Annotated in this window: 18 protein-coding genes; 5 read left to right on the forward strand and 13 right to left on the reverse strand. The window is 36.1% G+C overall.

The genetic code is table 11. The annotated features are described in order from the left end of the window. Positions 1 to 3: 3 nt before the first annotated feature. The 8 genes from J0M08_05095 to mraZ form a co-directional block, all read right to left on the reverse strand. Positions 4 to 516, reverse strand: coding sequence for a hypothetical protein (locus J0M08_05095; protein MBN8702416.1), 513 nt, complete (start codon positions 514 to 516; stop codon positions 4 to 6). A gap of 22 nt (positions 517 to 538) precedes the next feature. Beyond that, entirely contained in the window at positions 539 to 1,888 is a 1,350-nt protein-coding gene (gene murD, locus J0M08_05100; GenBank protein ID MBN8702417.1) for a UDP-N-acetylmuramoyl-L-alanine--D-glutamate ligase, read from the reverse strand. Between the two features lie 67 nt (positions 1,889 to 1,955). Beyond that, the gene (locus J0M08_05105) at positions 1,956 to 3,212 is read right to left on the reverse strand and encodes a phospho-N-acetylmuramoyl-pentapeptide-transferase (GenBank protein ID MBN8702418.1); all 1,257 of its coding nucleotides are present in this window, start codon (positions 3,210 to 3,212) and stop codon (positions 1,956 to 1,958) included. Continuing rightward, positions 3,212 to 4,675 carry a UDP-N-acetylmuramoyl-L-alanyl-D-glutamate--2,6-diaminopimelate ligase gene (locus J0M08_05110; protein ID MBN8702419.1) on the reverse strand — a complete coding sequence of 488 codons (1,464 nt, stop codon included), beginning with the start codon at positions 4,673 to 4,675 and terminating at the stop codon, positions 3,212 to 3,214. Before J0M08_05110 ends, J0M08_05105 begins: the two co-directional genes overlap by 1 nt. Positions 4,676 to 4,681: 6 nt before the next feature. Continuing rightward, the gene (locus tag J0M08_05115; protein MBN8702420.1) at positions 4,682 to 6,814 is read right to left on the reverse strand and encodes a transpeptidase family protein; all 2,133 of its coding nucleotides are present in this window, start codon (positions 6,812 to 6,814) and stop codon (positions 4,682 to 4,684) included. After that, positions 6,815 to 7,192 (reverse strand): hypothetical protein, encoded by a 378-nt coding sequence (locus tag J0M08_05120; GenBank protein MBN8702421.1) that lies wholly within the window; start codon positions 7,190 to 7,192, stop codon positions 6,815 to 6,817. A 19-nt stretch (positions 7,193 to 7,211) separates the two neighbouring features. Then, positions 7,212 to 8,105, reverse strand: coding sequence for a 16S rRNA (cytosine(1402)-N(4))-methyltransferase RsmH (gene rsmH, locus J0M08_05125; GenBank protein ID MBN8702422.1), 894 nt, complete (start codon positions 8,103 to 8,105; stop codon positions 7,212 to 7,214). Continuing rightward, the gene (gene mraZ / locus J0M08_05130) at positions 8,105 to 8,575 is read right to left on the reverse strand and encodes a division/cell wall cluster transcriptional repressor MraZ (protein ID MBN8702423.1); all 471 of its coding nucleotides are present in this window, start codon (positions 8,573 to 8,575) and stop codon (positions 8,105 to 8,107) included. The genes rsmH and mraZ overlap by 1 nt, the downstream gene beginning before the upstream one ends. A 337-nt stretch (positions 8,576 to 8,912) precedes the next feature. Between mraZ and J0M08_05135 the strand changes: the two genes are divergently transcribed. The 4 genes from J0M08_05135 to J0M08_05150 all read left to right on the forward strand — a co-directional run bounded on the left by J0M08_05135 (position 8,913) and on the right by J0M08_05150 (position 17,099). Beyond that, positions 8,913 to 14,630 carry a gliding motility-associated C-terminal domain-containing protein gene (locus J0M08_05135; protein MBN8702424.1) on the forward strand — a complete coding sequence of 1,906 codons (5,718 nt, stop codon included), beginning with the start codon at positions 8,913 to 8,915 and terminating at the stop codon, positions 14,628 to 14,630. A gap of 65 nt (positions 14,631 to 14,695) precedes the next feature. Continuing rightward, on the forward strand, positions 14,696 to 15,556 hold the full coding sequence (locus tag J0M08_05140) for a glycerol acyltransferase (GenBank protein MBN8702425.1): 861 nt from the start codon (positions 14,696 to 14,698) through the stop codon (positions 15,554 to 15,556). A 3-nt stretch (positions 15,557 to 15,559) separates the two neighbouring features. Then, positions 15,560 to 16,498 carry a GNAT family N-acetyltransferase gene (locus J0M08_05145; protein ID MBN8702426.1) on the forward strand — a complete coding sequence of 313 codons (939 nt, stop codon included), beginning with the start codon at positions 15,560 to 15,562 and terminating at the stop codon, positions 16,496 to 16,498. Continuing rightward, on the forward strand, positions 16,488 to 17,099 hold the full coding sequence (locus tag J0M08_05150; protein ID MBN8702427.1) for a YihA family ribosome biogenesis GTP-binding protein: 612 nt from the start codon (positions 16,488 to 16,490) through the stop codon (positions 17,097 to 17,099). The genes J0M08_05145 and J0M08_05150 overlap by 11 nt, the downstream gene beginning before the upstream one ends. A 2-nt stretch (positions 17,100 to 17,101) precedes the next feature. On the opposite strand, the gene J0M08_05155 is transcribed toward J0M08_05150, so the two are convergent. From J0M08_05155 to J0M08_05175, 5 genes are all read right to left on the reverse strand, one after another. After that, positions 17,102 to 17,968: an aminotransferase class IV gene (locus tag J0M08_05155; protein ID MBN8702428.1), complete on the reverse strand. Its 867-nt coding sequence runs from the start codon at positions 17,966 to 17,968 to the stop codon at positions 17,102 to 17,104. Between the two features lie 57 nt (positions 17,969 to 18,025). Beyond that, entirely contained in the window at positions 18,026 to 18,646 is a 621-nt protein-coding gene (locus tag J0M08_05160) for a rhomboid family intramembrane serine protease (GenBank protein ID MBN8702429.1), read from the reverse strand. A gap of 3 nt (positions 18,647 to 18,649) precedes the next feature. Next, entirely contained in the window at positions 18,650 to 20,245 is a 1,596-nt protein-coding gene (locus J0M08_05165) for a PD40 domain-containing protein (protein ID MBN8702430.1), read from the reverse strand. Positions 20,246 to 20,363: 118 nt separating this feature from the next. Continuing rightward, positions 20,364 to 20,930: an aminodeoxychorismate/anthranilate synthase component II gene (locus J0M08_05170; protein ID MBN8702431.1), complete on the reverse strand. Its 567-nt coding sequence runs from the start codon at positions 20,928 to 20,930 to the stop codon at positions 20,364 to 20,366. After that, positions 20,931 to 21,608: an HAD-IIIA family hydrolase gene (locus J0M08_05175; GenBank protein MBN8702432.1), complete on the reverse strand. Its 678-nt coding sequence runs from the start codon at positions 21,606 to 21,608 to the stop codon at positions 20,931 to 20,933. 98 nt (positions 21,609 to 21,706) lie between these two features. Between J0M08_05175 and J0M08_05180 the strand changes: the two genes are divergently transcribed. Continuing rightward, on the forward strand, positions 21,707 to 22,810 hold the full coding sequence (locus tag J0M08_05180; GenBank protein ID MBN8702433.1) for a T9SS type A sorting domain-containing protein: 1,104 nt from the start codon (positions 21,707 to 21,709) through the stop codon (positions 22,808 to 22,810). The last annotated feature ends 1 nt before the right edge of the window (position 22,811 follow it).

The raw sequence follows: 22,811 nt of genomic DNA on the forward strand, positions 1-22,811 counted from the left end.
CAATTAGCCTCTTAGCTGAGCCACAGCCTTTTTAAATTCATCACCCCGTTCTCTATAACTCTCAAAAGCCTTTGCATGACATGCCGGAGAAAACAATACTACATCATCTTCTTTGGCATACCAATACGCAACTCTAACAGCTTCTTCAACAGTGAGCGCAGTAACAAAAAGCTTCGATCCTGTTTTGTAATTTTTTACAATATTTTCTTCCTCAACACCTAAATAAATAATTGCTTTAATTTTTTGTTGATTTTCCTTTAATAGTTTAGCGTAATCAGTTCCTTTATCTGCACCACCAATTATCAATAAAGACTTCGCACTTATTAATTCTAACGAACTTATTGTAATATCTACACTAAGCGACTTGGAATCATTTATATAAGTAACACCTTTTACCTGGGCTACCATTTCCATGTTGTGCTCATCAACATTATTTACGACATTTTGCCGTAATTTTAGTAATGGATTGGTGGTTTGTTGAGAGACTTGATTGGGTTGGGTATTTTTTTGTTCCATTTGCTTAGTGTTAGGGTAATAACTAAAGAGAGCGAACTGCTTGTTTAAATTGTCTTCCTCTATCTTCAAAATTTTCAAATAGATCGAAACTTGCACATGCTGGAGAAAGAAGAACTACATCACCTTTCTTACCTAGTCTGTAACCTTGAGCCACAGCCTCTTTTGCACTTCCAGCTTCAACCAATACAGGAACAATAGAAGAAAATGCTTTGATAATTTTTTTATTATCAGTTCCTAAGCAAATGATTGCTTTCACTTTTTCTTTTACTAACTCTTTTAGTTCAGCGTAGTCATTTCCTTTATCAACTCCTCCAACAATCCAAACTACCGGCTGTTGCATACTTTCTAATGCATACCAAGCAGAATTTACGTTTGTTGCCTTTGAATCGTTGATAAAATTAATACCATGCACTGTTGCTACAAATTCTAGTCGATGTTCTACATTTTGAAAATCAGATAAGCTTTCGCGAATATCTTCTTTTCTAACATTCACTACATTAGATGCAACAGCTGCTGCCATTGAGTTGTAAAGATTGTGTCTGCCTTGTAAGGCTAGTTCTTGAATTGACATGTTTAATTGGTTTGTTGTTTGGTTTGTATTTAGGATTAATTGGGTCTCTTGTAAATAAGCTCCATTTTCTACTTTCTGCTTTATAGAAAATGGGTAGTTAGTGGAATGCAATTCTCGCTTTTGAATTTCGTTTGCAATAATTGGATCATCGGCACAATAAATAAATGCATCTGCACTTGTTTGATTCTGCGTTATTCTAAATTTTGCATTTACATAATTTTGCAACTGATATTCATATCTATCTAAATGATCGGGTGTGATATTTAAAAGGATTGCTACATCAGCTTTAAAATCATACATTCCATCTAATTGAAAACTACTTAACTCTAGTACATAGTAATCGTAGTTGTTTTCTGCTACTTGCAGAGCAAAGCTTTTACCCACATTTCCTGCCAAACCAACATTGTATCCGGCTTTTTTAAGAATGTGATAGGTAAGCATGGTTGTTGTCGTTTTACCATTGCTTCCTGTAATACATATTTTTTTTGCGTTTGTGTAACGTCCCGCAAATTCAATTTCTGATATAACCGGAATTCCTTTGTTTTTGGCCTCTTTAATGACAGGTGCCTTATCAGGAATTCCCGGGCTTTTTACAATTTCATTAGCAGCTAGTATTTTATCTACTGAATGGATTTCCTCTTCAAAGGCAATTCCTTTTTCTTGCAACTGCTGCTTATATTTTTCTTTTATTTTATTCTTGTCAGAAACAAAAACAGAAAATCCTTTAGATGCTGCTAATATAGCTGCACCCACACCACTTTCAGCGGCTCCAAGAATTACTATTTTTTTATTTTCTGACATTCTTTATTATTAGTTCTTTATAAATTAATCTATGTTAGTGTATTAAATACACTAAGTCAATACACTTCTAACGAAGTTTTAAGGTTACGATTGTTAATACCGCCAACATTACTCCTATAATTAAAAATCGTGCTACTATTTTTGATTCATGTACACCCAGTTTTTGGTAATGATGGTGCAATGGCGACATCTTAAATATTCTACGTCCTTCGCCATACTTATTCTTTGTGTATTTGAAATAACTTACCTGAATCATAACAGATAAATTTTCCACTAAAAAAATTCCACATAAAATGGGGATAAGCAATTCCTTACGAATGGCGATTGCAAATACTGCAATGATTCCACCCAATGCTAAACTGCCCGTATCTCCCATAAATACTTGCGCAGGAAAAGAGTTGTACCATAAAAAGCCAACGCATGCTCCAACAAAGGCACTCATAAATATTACAAGCTCTCCGGTATGAGGTATGTACATGATGTTCAAATAATCCGCAAACACCGTATTACCCGACACATATGCCAGAATTCCAAGTGTTACACCAATGATGGCAGAAGTTCCGGATGCTAAGCCATCTATTCCATCTGTAATATTAGCGCCATTCGATACCGCAGTAACAATTAATATTACAATAGGAATAAAAATCAACCACGCCCATTTCTTATAATTTGAACCTAAAAAAGAAAGCACATTTGCATAGTCAAACTCATTATTTTTTACAAATGGAATGGTTGTTTTCATTGATTTAGTGGCCTCTTCAGCATACACCGGAATTTCCAGGTTTTTCTTTTTTGTAAAATCCTCATCAATCGTGTAAGAGCCTTGACCACTACTTTTTACCTTTTCTTTAATTACCACATCCCTGTGAAAGAAAATTACAACACCTACTATAAGTCCAATTCCTATCTGACCTAGAATTTTAAATTTTCCTGCTAAGCCTTTCTTATCTTTTTTAAATACTTTTATATAATCGTCCAAAAAGCCAATAGAACCAAGCCACACAGTAGATACCAACATTAAGATGATATATATATTATGAAGCTTTGCAAATAGCAATGTGGGAATTACTATGGCAGCCAAAATCATTAATCCTCCCATTGTTGGAGTACCTTGCTTCTGAACTTGCCCTTGTAAGCCCAAATCTCGAATGGTTTCGCCAACTTGCTTGTTTTGCAAAAATGTGATAATGCGCTTACCCAATACCATTGATATTAATAGAGATACAATCAATGCCATCGCTGCGCGAAATGAGATATACTGAAATACACCTGCTCCGGGCAAATCGTAGTGTTGGTCTAAAAATTTGAATAAATAATAAAACATTATTTAGTTAGTGATTTAAAATTTTCTGTTAGTACTTGTATGTCATCAAAAGGATGCTTTACTCCTTTTATTTCTTGGTATTTTTCATGCCCCTTACCTGCTACTAAAATGATATCTCCCGGTTTAGCCAGCATACATGCCGTTTTTATGGCTTCTTTTCTATCTACTATGGTTAATACATTTTTAGTAAACTCTGCGGTTACACCTTTTTTCATCTCCTCAATAATTGCTTCAGGCTCCTCTGAACGTGGATTATCTGATGTTATAATAATCTTATTACTTCCTTTACAGGCAATAGCAGCCATAATCGGACGCTTTTGTGCATCCCTATCTCCTCCACACCCTACAAGGGTTATAACCTGTTCGTTTCCTGTTCGTATATCTTTTATTGTATTCAACACATTTTGCAACGCATCCGGAGTATGTGCATAATCAACAATTCCAATCACACCTGATTCAGACCGTACATACTGAAACCTTCCATCAACAGGATTCAAATTACTTAGTGTAGTTAATACATTAACCTTGTCTTGCTTAAGTAAAATTGCAGTAGCATATACACAGAGTAAATTAGAAGCATTAAAACTTCCAATTAACTTTGTCCACACTTCGGTTCCATCAATATTTAATTGTAATCCCGTAAACTGATTCTCTATTACTTTTGCTTTAAAATCGGCCAACGCTCGAATTGAAAAATACTTCTTGATTGCCTTTGTGTTTTGCAGCATAACAGATGCATGCGAATCGTCCTTATTAACTAGCGCAAACGCACTGCTATCCAACAAATCAAAAAACTTTTTCTTTGCCTTAATATACTCGTCAAATGTTTTATGATAATCAAGGTGATCGTGTGTAATATTTGTAAATAAAGCTCCTGCAAATTCGAGTCCTACAATTCTATTTTGAGCAGTTGCATGCGAGCTAACTTCCATAAAGCAATGTGTACAACCCTTTTCAACCATCTTACGCAACAATTGGTTTATTGCAATTGCATCTGGCGTAGTGTGAGTGGAAGGAATTATATCATTGTGAATTTGATTCTTGACAGTAGACAGCAATCCTACATGAAATCCGAGTTCTTTAAACAATTGAAACAACAAAGTAGCAACTGTTGTTTTTCCGTTTGTCCCTGTAACGCCTACTAACTTTAGTTGTTGAGAAGGATTATCATAATAATTTGAAGCAATGTAGCCAAGTGCAAAACTACTATCCTTCACTTTAATGTACGTTACCGTTTCGTTTATTTGCTCCGGCAATTCTTCGCAAACTATTGCTATTGCTCCTTTTTGTATAGTATCATTTATAAATTTATGTCCATCAACACTTACACCTTTTGTGGCAATAAACAAGCTACCTCGTTCTGCAAGTCTAGAATCAAAACAAATAGATGATATGGCTAAATTGGTAGAGCCTACTACATCTATAATTCCTGCTTTATATAATATGTCTTTTAAAAGTTTCATACTTAGTTAGGATAGTTCTAGTTCTACTAAAATTCCTTTATTAATTTTTTTTCCGATTTCGATTGATTGTTTTACAATTACACCCTTACCCTTTAATCTCACGTGCATCCCTCTATTTTCAAGCAAATACACAACGTCTTTCGCCATCATTCCGGTTAGATTAGGCATTACTCCTCTTTTCAAATCTTTTGTAACAACATTAGATGTAAACTCTTTAATGGTAGAATCCCTTAGAACCGGAGCCACCCAATCTCCTTGTGCAAGAGCTGTTCGTGTTTTACACTTCAATACAGAATAAATAGAATCAATATCTTTTCTGTTTCCACTTTTAGTAAAAGGAGTATTGATGGTTAAAAATTTCTGATTGTCATTTACAGATTGGTGAATATCAAAACTGGTGGAATAGACCTTGTCGGCTATTTCGCGAAAGATTGGACCAGCCACAACGTTTCCATAATACACATTATTAGATGGCGCATTCACCACCACAATGCAAGAATACTTTGGATTTTCAGCCGGAAAATAACCTACAAAAGATGCTTGGTATGTAACGCCACCTGTTTTATTTTTTCCATAACCACCTTCTCGCTTTGCAATTTGAGCAGTTCCTGTTTTTCCGGCAATTCGATAAGACGCTGCTTTTAGATTTTTTGCTGTTCCGTTTGAAACCACGCCTTCCATCATCCTGCGTGCTTGTTCTATTGTAGATTTAGAAGCTACGGATGGATTTATAATGTCTCTTTCAAATTTTTTAATGGATTGTCCTTCTTTCAAAATTTCTTTTACAAATTGCGGACGAACCATTATTCCATTATTTGCAAACGCATTGTAGAATGCCAAAATATGCAATGGCGTAAGCATCAATTCATACCCCCGAGACATGGATGGCAATGTAGTACCGTACCAATCTTTATCAGACGTGTTCTTAATCCTAGGCATTGCCTCTCCAGGAATCGAAATTTTGAGCGGAGCTGTCAAGCCCATTGTTCCTAGTCTGTCGATAAACTTTTGCGGATTTTTTGCGTAGTACTTAAACGCAATCTTTGCTACACCTACGTTTGAGCTTTGCTCGAAAATTTCTTTTACAGAAACTCTGCTCTTTTCAGGATGGTGCGAATCTTTAATTTCAAGATCATAGAATTTGGCTGAGCCATTTCCAATATCAATGGTATCGGTTATATCTATATAACCATCCTCCATTGCAGCTGCAAGTGTTGCAAGCTTAAATGTAGAACCCGGCTCAGTAGCAGCGCCTATAGCGTAATTAAAACTTTCGGTGTATTTTCCGCTGTCTTGGCGTGTAAGATTTGCAATGGCTCTAATTTCTCCGGTAGCTACCTCCATCAATACAACACATCCATATCCGGCATTTTGTTTTAATAATTGGGCATGTAGCGCATTCTCTGCTACATCTTGTATATTAATATCTATGGTGGTAATAATATCACAACCGTCTTCCGGCTCTACCTCATTCGTATTATTGATAGGCATCCATACACCACCTGCAATTTTTTGCATCAACCGCTGACCGCTAATTCCTTGCAAATAATTATTAAATGCACCTTCTATCCCAATTGGTTTTGCATCTATTCTATCGTAGCCAATTGTTCTTGCTGCAAGATATTTGAATGGCCGCTCACGCTTATTTGTTTGCACATAAAGCAGACCGCCTTTATACCTGCCCAATTTAAATAGAGGAAATTTTTTCAGCTGTTGCAATTCTTTATAGGAAACATCTTTCTTTAATAGTACATATCTGTCTTTCTGTTTTCTTGCACCAACTAGCAAACGATAGTATTCTTTAGACGTTCTGTCTTTAAATAAATTGGATAAACAAAGTGCGAGTGAATCAACTTTCGATTTAAATAATTCATCGCTCAGATAATCGGTATTCACATCCATCCCCACTTCATAGTAAGGGAGTGATGTAGCCAACATGCTACCATCTACATCAAAAATATTTCCTCTCACGGCATCAATCTTTTTGTAGGCAGTGGTAAGACTTTGCGCTTTCTCTTTCCAATATTCGCCTTCTTTAAATTGGATGATGCAAACTTTGGTTATAATAGCAATAGCAAATATGCTAATGCTTATATAAATAAGGTATATCCTCCAAAGTATGTCTTTTCTATCTTCCAACTAGTTTATTGTATTAATCGTTTTGTCTTTTATCGTAATTTTTTTGGGAGGCACTACCGACTCCTTCAATCCCATTCCCTCTACCGCTTTTGCTATTTCAGATTGATTTGAAATAGATACTACTTCTGATTTTGTAGTAATGTATTCCGACTTCAACTCCTTTATTTCATTTGCAACCTTATTCAAGTCTCTTATTTTTTGTTCAGTATAGTATCCGTTTGTGATGTAACCAAGCGCTATAAGTGCAATAAACAATACGTATGGCAACTGTTTTAATGTATTCTCCTTCGTTAAAAAACTACCACTGAATACAGAAACCAAACCCGATACTAATAAAGGGCGTTTGGTTCTTTTCTGTGTAGTTACTTCTTTTTCCATACTTAGTGTAAAAAATACACTATCTTTTTTTTGCAGCACGAAGCTTGGCGCTCCGAGCTCTGTTGTTTTTACTAATTTCTTCTTCTGTTGGTATTATTGGCTTTCGAGTTATTACCTCAAATGGAGACAAATCATTCCCATACAAATCCTTTTCTGCCTCTCCTTCAAACTTCCCCGAACGCATAAAGTCTTTAACTAATCTATCTTCTAAAGAATGGTAAGAAATTACCACCAATCTCCCTCCAGGTCTCAATACCTGCTGTGCCTGCATCAAAAATTCTTTTAATGCATTTATTTCATCATTTATTTCGATTCGTAGTGCTTGAAATATTTTAGCTAAAAATTGATTTTCTTTATGTGGTGGAATTACACTGGAAATGGCCGATTTTAAATCGTTTGTGGTTCGAATTTCCGAAACAGCTCTTTTTTGAACAATCATTTTCGCTATTCGATAAGCCCCATCAACTTCTCCGTACATTCTAAAAAGTTTGGTCAACTTATTTTCATCATACTCATTCAATATTCGTTGAGCACTTAACGGATTATCCGCATCCATCCGCATATCTAAAACATCATCAAATCGTATGGAAAAGCCTCTTTTAGCCTCATCAAATTGATGGGAAGAAACCCCTAAATCAGCTAGTATGCCATCTACCGGAAGAAAATTCAGATACCTTAAAAAATTTTTGAGGTACCTAAAGTTCTGTCTAACAAAAACCAACTGATTGGTCTCTAACACATTTTTAGTTGCGTCTAAATCTTGGTCGAATCCAATTAACTTTCCTTTATCCAAGTGTGTCAAAATTTCTTTTGCATGTCCGCCACCTCCATAGGTAGCATCCACATAAATTCCATCTTTTTGCAAATTCAACGCATCTACTACATCATGTAAAAGAACGGGGATGTGATACATTATTCTAACTCTTTATCGGTTGAAGACTTATTCCCCATAACCTCTTCAGCCAAGGATGCAAAATCTTGAGTATCATCCTTCATGGTTCTTTCGTACTCTTCTTTTGCCCATATTTCAATTCTGTTTGCATAGGCAAAAAGAATTACTTCATTTTTCATTTCCGCGTACTCGGTCAATCTTTTTGGCAACAAAAATCTATTGATGTTATCCAACTCCACTTCCGTTGCTCCATTCATAAACTTTCGTACAAAGTCTCTATTCTTCTTCACGTACAAATTCAACTTATTTACCTCCGCACTAATTATCTGCCATTCGTTAAACGGATAAAGAACCAAGTGCTTCTCGAAACCACGATTTACCACAAACTTTTCTTGCGCTTCTGGAGAAATCTGTTTTTTCAAACCCGCAGGAAGCACCACTCTGCCCTTTGCATCTACTTTACATACATATTCTCCAATGAAGTTTGCCATATTTTCTAGTGACTTTACGAAAATAGAAAAAATATTCCCACATTTTACCACTTCATACCACTTTGTTGAAAACTTTTTTAAACAACTGATTTTTAATAGCTTTTTTGAATGAAATTAAATGTGATGTGTATTTAATTTATACTTGCAAACGCTTAAAAAGACTAGAATTTTCATTTTTCACATTTAAAAGGTAAAAAGTGGGAAAGTTGAAAGCGAGTCAATTCATAAGAGCAAAAAAAACAGGCTTCAAAACCAAAGAATTAGCAAAAGTTTGGTATTGCTTTTTGTCGATTAAACAGGTATATTTAAGAGGATTGTAAATATTGTATTATAGAGCGTGTATAGTAGGCTTAAAAAAGGTATTATTTTTTTTCTTTTTGTCATTTTTGCCTTATCAGGCAGCGGGTTGCTCCATGCCCAAAAGGAAGCTAATTTTTGGTATTTTGGACAAAAGCAAAATGGACTAGATTTTACCAGCTTCCCACCGTCTGTAATTTCAAACGGGAAGCATGGTGCGCCTCCGTCTCCGCAGGTAGTAGATAATATAGCAAGCATTAGTAATGCCCAAGGTAATTTATTGTTCTATACCGATGGTATAACCGTTTGGGATAAGAGTCACAACCAAATGCCCAATGGGACAGGACTCTTAGGGTGCAACGGAAGTACGTGTGTGAATTTGACTCAGCAAGTTTTAATTCTTAAAAAACCCGGTCCAAATACTATTTACTATATATTTTACATACATCAAGCTGCAGGCCCACCCACGAGTCTGTCTCTTTACTATTCTGAGGTGGATATGGCTGCAACAGTAAATGGGGGCTTAGGGGATGTTGTTGCCACATCTAAAAACACATTGGTTTATTCGGGTACCACTCAAAAGCTTGCCGCAGTAAAACACGCTAACTGTCAAGACATTTGGGTTGTTTCCCACGAAGCAGCAACTTCATCATCAAACACAAACAAATACAGAAGTTATCTTTTAACATCCTCCGGACTTAACTTAATTCCTACCATTAGCCCTGTAGGCACTACATTTACAGCCACCAACCCTTATGCTGCCGGCCAATTAAAAATTTCCCCAACCGGCTTCAAACTTGCTCTTGCAGGTAAGCAAAACGTAGGCTCATTAGTTGATTTGTGTGATTTTAATCCTGCAACAGGTGCGGTTACCAATGCGCAAACTATACCTGTACCAGGTGCTTTCGGGGTAGAATTTTCTCCGAACGGAAAATACTTGTACGCAGCAGGTTTAGGCACAGGCGCTAGCAAAAATATATTTCAAGTGGATGTTTGTGCAACTACACCTACTTTAACCATAGTCGGCACGAGTGCGGATAATGTTGGATCCCTCCAATTGGGTCCGGACAAAAAAATATATGTATGTAGGGTTAACACCAAAAACATAGGTGTAATTAATCAACCAAACAGTGCCGGTGTTGCTTGTAACTATGTGGACAATGGAGTTACAGGGCTTACCGTTAATTTGTATCAAGGATTAACGAGCTTTATAGCTAGTTATTTTAAGGATACTGTTCCGAGATACACTTACACAACAAACTGCTTAAACTATTCATTTACATCTCCACCTTCTTCTTGTGCCTATAAAATAACTAGCTATAATTGGAATTTTGGAGATCCTGCTTCTGGGCTAAACAACACATCCGTATCGGCAAATCCCACACACACCTTTACTATTCCGGGCAATTACACGGTAAAACTAATTCTAAATGGATGTGCAGATACACTATCGCAAATTATTAATGTTACAGCATGTCCACTAATTCCAACTATTACAGCTACTAATCCAATCTGTCCTGGAGCTTGTAGTGTGGTGTCCGCTTCCGTTACAGGTGGCTCCCCACCTTATACATACAACTGGTCTCCTAATATTGGCTCAGGAGTCGGCCCTTACAATGTTTGCCCTACAGTCACAACAGTATATACAGTTAGTGTAAGCGATGCCGCTTTAACTTCTACAGTTACCTCTTTTACTGTAACCGTACATCCTCAAACCGTTGCAAATTTAACAACCTCAACTATTACATGCAGTGGCTTTCCCAATGGCTCTATAACGGCAACTCCCGGTGTTGGCCCAGGACCTTACTCATATACATGGCAGCCAAGTGGTGCTACAACAGCTGCTATAAGTGGGTTAGGTGCAAATACGTATACAGTTACAATAAAAGATGCGAATAATTGTACAACAAAAACGACCGCTACAATTACAGCACCACCTCCTTTAACTTTAAATACCAACATATCTGCAACGGTGAGCTGCTTTAATGGAAGCAATGGTTCTATTGCAGCGGTTGCCTCAGGAGGAGTTGGAAGCTACACCTACGTTTGGTCAACCGGACAATCTACAATTACAGCATCTACATTAAATGTTCATTCAAATTTAAGTGCCGGAACTTTTAGTGTTACAGTAACCGATGGAAATGGTTGTAGCTCAACAAAAGTGCGTACAATTACGCAACCTTCAACAGCGCTATCTTTAAGTCTAACAGTAAACAATCATGTTTCCTGTGCAGGTGGAAGTAATGGAGCTGCAACAGCAAGTGCCTCCGGTGGTACAGGGGCATATACATTTACTTGGAGCAATGCAAGTAATACTGCATCAGCAACCGGATTGTCGGCTGCAATTTATTCTGCTACCGTTAGAGATGCGAATGGGTGCTCTGTAACTGGCACTATAAGCATTACAGAGCCGCCAGCTTCAATAAGTGCTTCAGCAAATGTTGTAAGCAATGTATCTTGTTTTAACGGATCTAATGGCTCTGCAACTGCTGTACCTGCCGGTGGTGTCGGCTCATATACATACAGTTGGTCTAATGCTGCAACAAGCGCAACTGTTACTACACTAAATGCAAGTACTCATACCGTAACTATTACCGATTCCAACGGATGCGCTGCATCAGCCACTGTGGCTGTTTCGCAGCCTTCGCTTGCTGTAGTAGCAACAACATCTTTAACAAGCAATGTGCTTTGCTTTGGAGGAAATACAGGAAGTGGAAGTGCTGCTGCCTCCGGAGGTACAGGACCATACACTTTCGTCTGGTCTAATTCAACTAGCGGAAGTACCGCAAATAGCCTGTTAGCAAATACATACACCGTAACGGTTACCGATGCTAACAATTGTTCCGATACGGAAACGTTGGTTATTACCCAGCCTGCTCAAGCGCTAACAACTAGTGCGATACAAACTCAAAGCGTAGGCTGTGTAGGAGGGAGTAATGGTATTGCAACCGCTAATGCAGTTGGTGGAACCGGTGGCTACACGTATTTATGGTCAAACAATGCAACAACTTCTGCAATTGCAACTATTGCCGCAGGAAATTATACGGTAACTATTTCTGATGCGAATGGATGTACACAAAGTAGTACCGTAAACATAGGCCAACCTTCCAGCGTAGTAACGGCCAACGCAAACATAAACAACCATGTTGCCTGTTTAAACGGAGCAAACGGAAGTGTTACTGCAATAGGCTCTGGAGGCTCATCTCCTTATTCTTACTCTTGGAAAAACACAGGTATTACAACCGCTACAGCAACAGGTTTAGGCGCACAAACCTATACTGTTGACATAACAGACAATAACGGATGCCCTGCATCTACTACAGTTACACTAACACAACCAGCTACTGCTCTTAGTGCCACTACAACAGTTATTAATAATGTTTCTTGCTTCAACGGAAATAACGGTTCTGCTTCGGTTAATGCTTCCGGTGGAATTGGCGGATATACCTATTCTTGGTTAAATCCGGTGAACTCTACTCTCACTACTGTAAATAATTTGAGTGCAAACACCTATACAATTTCTGTAACAGATGCTAATAATTGTATGATACATGCGTTTGTTACAATTACTCAACCTGCAGTAACAGTAAGCAGTACAGTTACAGTTACTCAAAATGTAAATTGTTTTAATGGCACAGATGGTGCAGCTACAGTAAACGCTTCCGGTGGTAGCACTCCTTATACGTATTCTTGGACAAATGGATCTACGAGCACTTCGGTAAATTCATTACCCGCAACTAATTATACTGTTACAGTAACTGACGCAAGTGGTTGTAGTAGTGCAAATACATTTACCATAACGCAACCTCCTGCATTATCTCATTCTATTACGACTCAAACAAATGTGTCTTGTTTTGGTGGATCTAATGGAAGTGTCACAATAATTGGAACAGGTGGCAACTCGGGATATCAATATAGTTGGTCAACTTCGGCAACAGGAACAACCATTACAGGTAATACTGCAGGAGTTTATAATTTTACAATTGAAGATGCGAATGCATGTACCTACACAAACTCTGTTGCTATAACAGAACCTGCCACTGCCTTAACAGCAAGTATTGCAGCCAATAATCAAGTGTCGTGTTTTGCCGGCAACAATGGACAAGCTACTATCAATGCATCTGGAGGAACTGCGAATTACACGTACTTGTGGTCTGCAAATAATCAGAGCACACAAATTGGAAATAACTTACCTGCAGGTATTCATAGTGCTACTGTAAACGATGCCAATGGCTGTACTGCAACGGCTACGGTTCAAATAACAGAACCTTCTCAAGCACTTAGTGTATCTTTAGTTGAAAACGGAAGCATTTCTTGTTTCAATGGAACCAACGGAAGCATTACTGCTACTGGAAATGGAGGAACTACAAATTACACATTTTCATGGACGGGGTTAACACAAACAACAAATACAATAACAAACATTGGTGCAGGAACCTATATTGTAACTATCACAGATGCTAACCTGTGTACAGTTGTAGATAGTATCTCTATAACACAACCCGTTGCCATAAGCATAAGTGCAACTTCTGCTTATGGAATTTGTCAGGGAAATAATGCAAACCTTACTGCTTCGGCTACAGGTGGTTCTGGAGTAATTTCATTTACATGGTCAGACAACCAAACAGGACCTTCTGTTTTTGTGTCTCCATCTGCCACAACTATATATAACGTTACAGCTACCGATGCAAATAATTGTAGCACAACAGCTACAATAAATGTAAATGTAAGCACACCGCTATCAATTACAGTTAATACAACCTCTACCACAATTTGCGATGGAACATCTGCGACATTAAGTGCTAGTGCAAGTGGCGGTCTAGGCAACAATTACACATTTACATGGAATCCCGGAAGTACTAACACCGCTGCAATTACAGTATCTCCAAGCACCAATACCAATTACACACTTTCTGTATCCAATGCTTGTGGGACAAAAGACACCAACATAACTATAACCGTAAATCCATTGCCCGTTGTTAGCTTTACTGCAAATGATCCCGATGGATGCCCTACTCATTGTGTTCTATTTACAAATACAACCCCAAATACAGGTGGCGTTACTTGGTATTTTGGCGATGGCAGCACTTCTGATACCACACCTACAACTACACACTGCTACGTAAACAGCGGAGTATATTCGATAACACTGATTGTGAATGATGTTAATGGTTGCATAAATTCAAAAACAGAAACAAACTATATTGTTATTTATCCTGAAGCTCAAGCTGACTTTACAGCAACCCCCCAAACAACAAGTATTGCTGCACCTACAGTTGAATTTACAGATTTATCAATTGGCGCCAATTCTTGGTATTGGAGCTTTGGAACTGCGCTTGACGACACTTCTATTGTTCAGAATCCTACATTCAGTTTTTATGACCCAGGTACATACGATGTAATGCTCGTAGTTGGCAACCAATACGGTTGCAAGCCAGATACAATAACACATACGATTAAGGTAATAGAAGATTATATAATGTATATTCCCAACTCTTTTTCACCCAATGGTGATAATAAAAACGACACCTTTATTCCCATTGGAATGGGTATAAACATTGACACGTATGAGTTGCTAATTTTCGACCGCTGGGGAAATTTGCTATTTGAAAGTAGAGATATAAATATTGGCTGGGACGGAAAAGCGAATGGAGGAGGGACTATTGCACAAATAGATACCTATGTGTGGAAAATAAAATTAAAAGATACTGTTGGAAACAAACACTCCTTTGTTGGACACGTTAATATACTCCGTTAATATTCTGCATATTCAAAAAAAATCAAATTAATATTTTTATTTTGAGTGCATTATTTTAAATTTTTATGGAACTGCAAAAAAAATTTGTTGACGTAGAAGAGTTACTGAAAAGTAAAAATCCAAAACTATATAAATCACTTCCTAGGTTTGTTATAAACTACATTAAGAAAACCATTCATGAAGATGAGGTAAATCTATTCATGGAAAAACATAAAGATAAATTTGGACATGAATTTGTCCATGAAATCATAAAGTATATTGGTATTTCTGTTGAATTCGAAGGCACGGAAAACATTCCGACTACAGGATGTGTAATACTTGCAAGCAATCATCCACTTGGCGGACTTGATGCAGTAGCAACGATGGATATTGTAGGGAATATTAGAAAGGATTTTAAGTTTTTGGTAAACGATGTTTTAATGGCTTTAAAAAACTTAGCTCCCGTTTTTATTCCGGTAAATAAGTATGCTAAAAATTCTCCTGACAAATTAGAAGAGATAGAACGCACCATTTTTAGTTCGAACGAACTTTTATTAATATGTCCTGCAGGACTAGTGTCTAGAAGGCAACAAAACAAAATAATACAAGACCTTGATTGGAAAAAAACATTTATTACTTGGTCGAGGAAACATAAAAAGGATGTTATTCCTGTTTATGTTCACGCACATAATTCTAGTTTTTTTTACAATTTAGCTTACTGGAGAAAAAAAATGGGAATTAAGGCTAATATCGAACAGTTTTATTTACCTGATGAGTTATTTAAACAACGTGGAAAAAAAATAAAAATTACATTCGGCAAGCCGATTCCTTTCCAAATTTTTGACGAATCGAAAACAGAGCAGGAATGGGCAACGCTTGTAAAAAAACATGTTTATGCGTTGCATACCAACAATACCAATGAATTAATTAACAACATAGGAATATAAATCATGCAAAATATTATTGCACCTATCGAAAAAAAATTACTCGAGGCAGAACTTAGCAAGGAAAGGTTTATTAGGCATACCAATAATGGTAATAATGATATTTATATTGTTAACTACCATAATGCACCCAACGTATTAAAGGAAATTGGACGATTACGAGAAGTATCGTTCCGACAGGCTGGTGGAGGTACCGGCAAAGAACTAGACTTAGACGATTTTGACACATCTGCAAAACCCTACCAACAGCTAATTGTATGGAATCCGGAAGAAAAGGAAATTGTAGGCGGATATCGCTATATAAAATGTGGAGAAGCTGAAATAAAAAACAATATTATTCAACTTGCAACAACTGAAATATTTACATTTTCCGAAAACTTCATAAAAAACTACATGCCCTACACCATTGAGCTTGGAAGGTCATTCGTGCAACCAAAATTTCAACCAAGTGCTGAAAATAGAAAAGGATTATTTTCTCTAGATAATTTATGGGACGGCTTAGGAGCTTTGGTTATTGACAATCCTGAAATAAACTATTTTTTCGGTAAAGTTACCATGTATACCGACTTCAACATTGAAGCAAGAGATTTAATTTTAACTTTCATGAAAACATTTTTTCCGGATAAGGAAAGATTAGTGATTCCATTAAATGAGCTTCAAATAAAAAATGACTTAACGGAATTTATACATACCATTAAGCCTCTCCCATACAAGGAAGCTCATCATATTTTAAATAAAAAAGTTAGAGCACTAGGAGAAAATATCCCTCCACTAGTTAACGCGTATATGAATTTATCTGCCACCATGAAAACTTTTGGGACATGTGTAAATAATCATTTTGGAGGCGTGGAAGAAACTGGAATAATGGTTACAATTGCCGACATTTACGAATCTAAAAAAGAAAGACACGTTACATCTTATAAAAATCCTAAAAATGGTAGTTAAAGAAATAAAGTTTGTAATGAGCAGTCCTTCGGTTGACAAATGCCCAAAGGAACATTTTCCGGAATACGTGTTTATTGGACGTTCGAATGTTGGGAAGTCATCGTTATTAAATGCTATGGCAAATAATAAAAGTCTGGCATTTGTATCTTCTAAACCCGGAAAAACAATATTAATAAATCATTTTATTGTAAATAATTCTTTTTACTTAGTGGATTTGCCGGGTTACGGCTACGCAAAGGCATCAAAACTGCAACAACAAGAAATTACAACATTACTTGCCGATTTTTTTTCGAAAAGAAAAAGTATTAGTTGCGTATTTGTATTAATAGATGCCCGATTGCCATTACAACAAATAGATAGAGAGTTTTTACTTTGGTTAGGAGAAAAAGAAGTTCCTATTGTTATACTCCTTACAAAAACAGACAAGCTTGGACAACAAGACAGAATAAAAAACAGAAAAAACATAGAGAACGCTCTGCTTGCCTTTTGGAGTGATTTACCAATTATAATCGAAACCTCTGCCGAGAAAAAAATTGGCATTGGAGAGATTTTTAAAACTATAGAAAGTGCCAATAAAAACTACTTTAGTGAGCAAGAGTAGATTTATACACCTTGTGCTTTTATAGCTGCTGCATTTAATTTATCTACTAACGTCTTTGACATTGTATTAAAGTATCGCTTGGCTTTGTATGACGAAATCCAACGTATTCCATTTACAGCATCTGTTAAAAAAACTTCATCGGCATTTAGCATTACATTAAATGCCAATCCTATTTCGTAAACAGCAATTCTATTTTCTTTTGCAATTTCCAGTATCACATTTCTCATCACACCATTAATACATCCCTCCTCTATTGGCGGGGTATAGAGCACACCATTTTTTACAGCAAAAATATTTGAACTGGTAGCTTCAATAATATTCCCTTTGTCATTTATAATAATAGAATCGTCTAGCTCGTTTTTAATTTTATTAATGCCCGCCATTACGTATAACGCAGCACTTCCAATTTTATATGGAGATAGTATATTCTTAGATTTTTTTAAATCGTTATAAATATCTACCAAAAGCCCTTTCGGATTTAACACAAAACAATCATCTTCTAATGCATCTACTTCAATCAAATACTCAATTGTATTGGTGGTTGGTGTATATGTTCCATCTCCACTTCTAAAAACGGTTAATCTAACACGTGCATCAGCTGGTATATTGTTTTTTTCAATCAATCTAAGTATGTAACCAAGCACTAGTTCCTCCGTAAAATTAGCAGTGGGTTGCATAAACAAAACAGCCATTGCCTTTTGCAGGCGCTGCCAATGTTTTTTAAAAAAAGGAATTTGCTTTTGAGTAAATCTCATCGATTCAAACACAGAATCTCCATATCTAAATGCTCTGTTAGAAGAATAAAGTATTGGAGCATCACTCTCATGAATTTCTCCATTCAAACAAATGTATTTTTCTGATGTATCCATTTAGCAGTTTGAATATACTGATTTTAAAGAAGTATAGAAAAACATAGCAAGTAGTTGCTAGAACAATTGTTTTGTTTGGTACACAAAACTCAAAAAAAGTGAGGGCTTTAAAAGCAGTGTATATACAAAGCCAAAAACGGCTCCCCAAAAATGAGCATCATGCCCTATATTGTCAGTGCCTTTTTTAGACATGTACCAAGAATAAACTAGATATAGCAATCCAAATACAACTGCCGGAATAGGAAAAGGTAAAAACAAAAAAATTATTTTTTGTGTAGGGTCAATAAGTATGCACGAAAAAACAACTGCCGATACCGCCCCGGATGCACCAACAGAACTGTAGTACGAATTGTGTTTGTTTTTTTCAAAGCTGGGCAGTGCCGAAACCAATATGGCTAAAAGATACAAAAACACATAATACATACTAGCTTTAGGAAGTTCGAAAACTGCAGGAAAATAAACAGTTTCTAATGTTTGTCCAAAAGAATACAACACCAACATATTCATGATGAGATGCATCCAATCGGCATGAATAAAAGCATGTGTAAGAAAACGATATACTTGCTTTTGTTCGTTAATAACAAACGGATTGAATAAATATTTTGAAAATATTGCCCTATCTTGAAAAGCAAGTATCGATGCCAGAATTGTAATACCAATAATGATGTAGGTAATCATTTGCTAATTACCATTTGATTGTGTGGTTGTAGCAGCCCCATCAACAGGCAAATAAAAATCTTTATTAATCTCTGAGTCTTGAATAATTTTGACAGGAATATCCACTGTATATTTATCTGTTACAAATCCTTCGTGACTTACCTCAATATCATAATTTCCAGGAGGTACAATAATAATGTACCTTCCATTTATAGGATTTGCTTGATAAAGTCCATACAAATCTTTTTTAGAATTATCAACCACTTTGATATTAATTTTCTTGTAGGAAAAAGGCTTGTTAACATTGGCTTCCTTAGGATTTACAATGCCTTTTATTACTACGTAATTATGTTCTACTTCGTTAAAAGTAACACGATAAATATCCAAATCTCCTTGTCCTCCGGAGCGTAACGCTGAAATATAGCCATAGCGACCGTTAGAAGAAATTCTAAAATTCATGTTGTCATAAGGCGTATTAATTGGGTATCCTAAATTTTTTAGATTAACCCAGCGTTGTGATTTTTCATCCCAAGTAGATTTAAAAATATCATAACCACCCATGCTAGTATGCCCATTAGAACTGAAGTATAACGTTTTGCCATCCGGTGAAATATTCGGAAAATCTTCGTTGGCAGCAGAATTAATAGGTTCTCCTAAATTTTGTGGAACACCCCATTCTCCTGTTGGTAATTTTTTGGTAACGTAAATATCTGTTCCGCCTTTTCCTCCTGACCTATCGCTTGCAAAATATAAAATATCGCCCTCGTTATTAATACTGGCAGCTATTTCGTGATGGCTTGTGTTTACCTGCCCATCTAGCTTTACGGGGTCTGAATACTTTTTAGCAGAATCAATATGCATGGCATAAATATTGCTTTTCCCTTTAAAGTCATCATGGTATATCAATAAAATAGAGCCATCCGGAGACATTCCCACAACTTCCTCTTCTCCATCCGGAACATCAAAGTTTTTACTAATATTTTCTGACTTAGAAAAAAAACCACTTTTTATTTCGGAACGATACGCAGATGGAGGATAATTACCATCTGGCTTTATAAATGAGCCAGCATCCGGTCGAAGTGAATTATAAATGATAAAAGCTTCATCACTCGAAACAAATGGATAATAATCTGCATACGATGAATTAATATTTCTACCTAAGTTTTGAAAAGTAACATTTACCGGAAACTTAATTACCTCTTTTGAGTTAAAGCAATATTGTATTTGCTTTTCTACGTCTTTTAAATTTTCGCTTGTGCCTTTTCCTACATCTTTAAACCGGTTGTAGGCCCTAGAAGCATCATCAAAACGATATGCATAATGATAGGCTCGCCCTAATAAATATAGAGCATTGTTGTCAAAGTGTTCGCGCTTGGTTACATTTTCTAAATAGGGAATTGCTTTTACTTTATTTACGTTTGAGTTTAAATAACAAACGCCTATTCTATAATTATATTCTTCACTCTTTGGGTCGTCTTTAAACAACTTCAAATAATCCGTAAGTGCAGATTCATAGTCTCCGTTCTTAAATTTTAAATCTGCCTCCTTTGAGCTTATCTCCTTTTGAGCAAAAAGAATTTGAGAATACAAAACAACTAATACTAGTAATGCCTTTTTCATTATACAATTCATTTAAACTTGTTAAAAATTAATTCAATAGCGCTTTCCGTGATATTGTGTAAACAGAAAAAAATATTGAATTTATTTTAACAACATCATTTACTTAAGATAATATAAATTAAAGATTCATCCAATTTTTTATTAGCTGCTCTCCATACTCCGACAATATTGATTCGGGATGGTATTGTACTCCGTAACACTGAAAATGCTTATGCTTAATAGCCATTGGATTTCCATTCTCATCCGCAGCTAGCAACTCAAGCGATTCGGGAAGTCCCTTTTTTATACCCCAAGAATGATACCTTCCTACCAAAAAGGAGTCGGGAATATTCTTAAATAGATTATTGCTATTTAACACATTCATTTTAGTTGCTACTCCGTGAAAAACAGTTGGTAAATTTATTAAAGAAGCTCCAAAAACCTCTCCAATTGCTTGATGCCCGAGACAAACACCTAAAATTTTTTTGGAGGGTGAAAATTTTTCAATCGCAAGTTTTGAAACACCTGCGTCTTGGGGTAATCCAGGTCCGGGAGAAATTATAATATGGGAATACGTGCTTAGTTTGTCAACTTCAACTTCATCATTCCTATATACATCCACATTTTGCAGTGTAACTTTCTCGAGTAAATGCACTAAATTATATGTGAATGAATCGTAATTATCTATAACAACCAACTGGTTCATCTATGTATATCTATGCAAGTAGGTGTCAATAAATTCTCTCACGCAAGCATTTCCACCATTCCGCTCTAAAACAACATGAGCTAATGTTTTTATTTCTTTTGCCGCATCTGCCGGACAAGCAGCAAATCCAACCTTTTTAAACAACTCAACATCATTCAAATCATCGCCTATATATGCTACATTAGTCCAACTGAGTTTTAGCTTTCTAAGCCATTTTTCAATAACAGGTACCTTTGGTTCTGTTCCAACATAACAATTTTGAATACCTAATAACTTAGCTCTTTTTGTTATAAGATTTTTATTAATCCCGTTACTGGCTAACCCTACTTGGAATCCTTTTTTAGTAAGTGCCTTAATCTGCAAGCCATCCTTGGTATTAAATTTTTTAAACTCATCTCCACTTTCGGTGTAATACATTCCGCCATCGGTTAAAACTCCATCAACATCTACTATTAAAATTTTAATAGTAGGCTTTGGAGTAGTCTTATTCTGCAGATTATCCTTTAGCAGAGTATTATAGTCAATCTTAAAAAAAGCTGCAATCGAAATTAAATCAGCTATTTGTGTAACAGAATTTACAGAGCTTGCTTTAAGTCCAATTTTTCTTTTTAATACAGCAAAATCAATTTTTTTTTGCGCTAATAAATGTCCGATATTTGCACTTAAGTTAGTATTCATATGTGAGTAAAAATAGAGTATTTGTATGATATTACCATGTTAGATTTTAGGCAAACAATAGCTAGTACAAATTGTTAATTGAAAATAAAACCAAAAGCATGAAAAAAATTACACTCTTAAGCCTTTTACTTTTAAGTACATTCATACATTCTCAAACTTCTTTAAAATCATTCCAACATACTTCGGGTACTCGAAAATACTTTATTCACCTTCCTGCAAATTACAACACAAGTACACAATATCCGTTATTATTGGTTTTACATGGACTAACGGATAGTATTCAAAGCCACATGCCATATACCGGCTTTAACGGAATTGCGGATCAAGAAAATTTCATTGTTGTTTATCCTCAAGCATTGGTTGGCAGTAGTGGCACATGCTGGAATGCAGGCGCTCCGCTTATTTCGCCCAATGCAGACGATGTAGATTTTCTTACTGATTTAATTGATACCATTACTAAAAACCACAGTGTGAATAAAGCTCGTGTGTATATGACCGGTTTTTCAATGGGAGGTTTTATGACACAGCGAATGGCAAAAGAAGTATCTAATAAAATAGCTGCGGTTGCAACCTTTGCATCTACTCAATTTTTTGCATTTCTAAATACAAATCCTACTCGCCCTATACCCATATCCATGGGACATGGACTAACAGATATTGTTGTAAACCCTGCCGGGAATTTTGTGTTGGCATATACATCGCTAAATAATTCTTGGAATGACTGGAAAAGCTCAAACTCTTGTATTGGGTCAGAAATTATTGACACATTGCCGGATTTGGCAAATGATGGTGCTCGTGTTATTCGCTCTCGGCTATTGAATTGTAACGCTGGGGTACAAATGCAAATGCTTAAAATTACAAATGTTGGACATGAATATTTGTTAAAACCTGCCTATGATATATCGTATCCATGGGAAGCATGGAATTTTGTAAAAAATTATACGCACCCATATGCGGGAATGGATGATATTGAGGTAAACAATTTATTTGATTTTTATCCAAATCCATCAAACGATTTTATTTTTATTGATAAGAACTCTTCTGTGGAAGCTAAATCATATTCTATTTATACAATTGATGGAACGAAGGTTACAAGCACTACTACTTCACCCATAAACGTTAGTAATCTGCCCAAAGGATTTTATACGCTAGTGGTGGAAAGTAGCAAAGGTCTAACTTTAAAAAAGTTGGTAGTAAATTAAG

This window comes from Bacteroidota bacterium, from assembly GCA_017303975.1.
Classification (GTDB): Bacteria; Bacteroidota; Bacteroidia; order JAFLBG01; family JAFLBG01; genus JAFLBG01.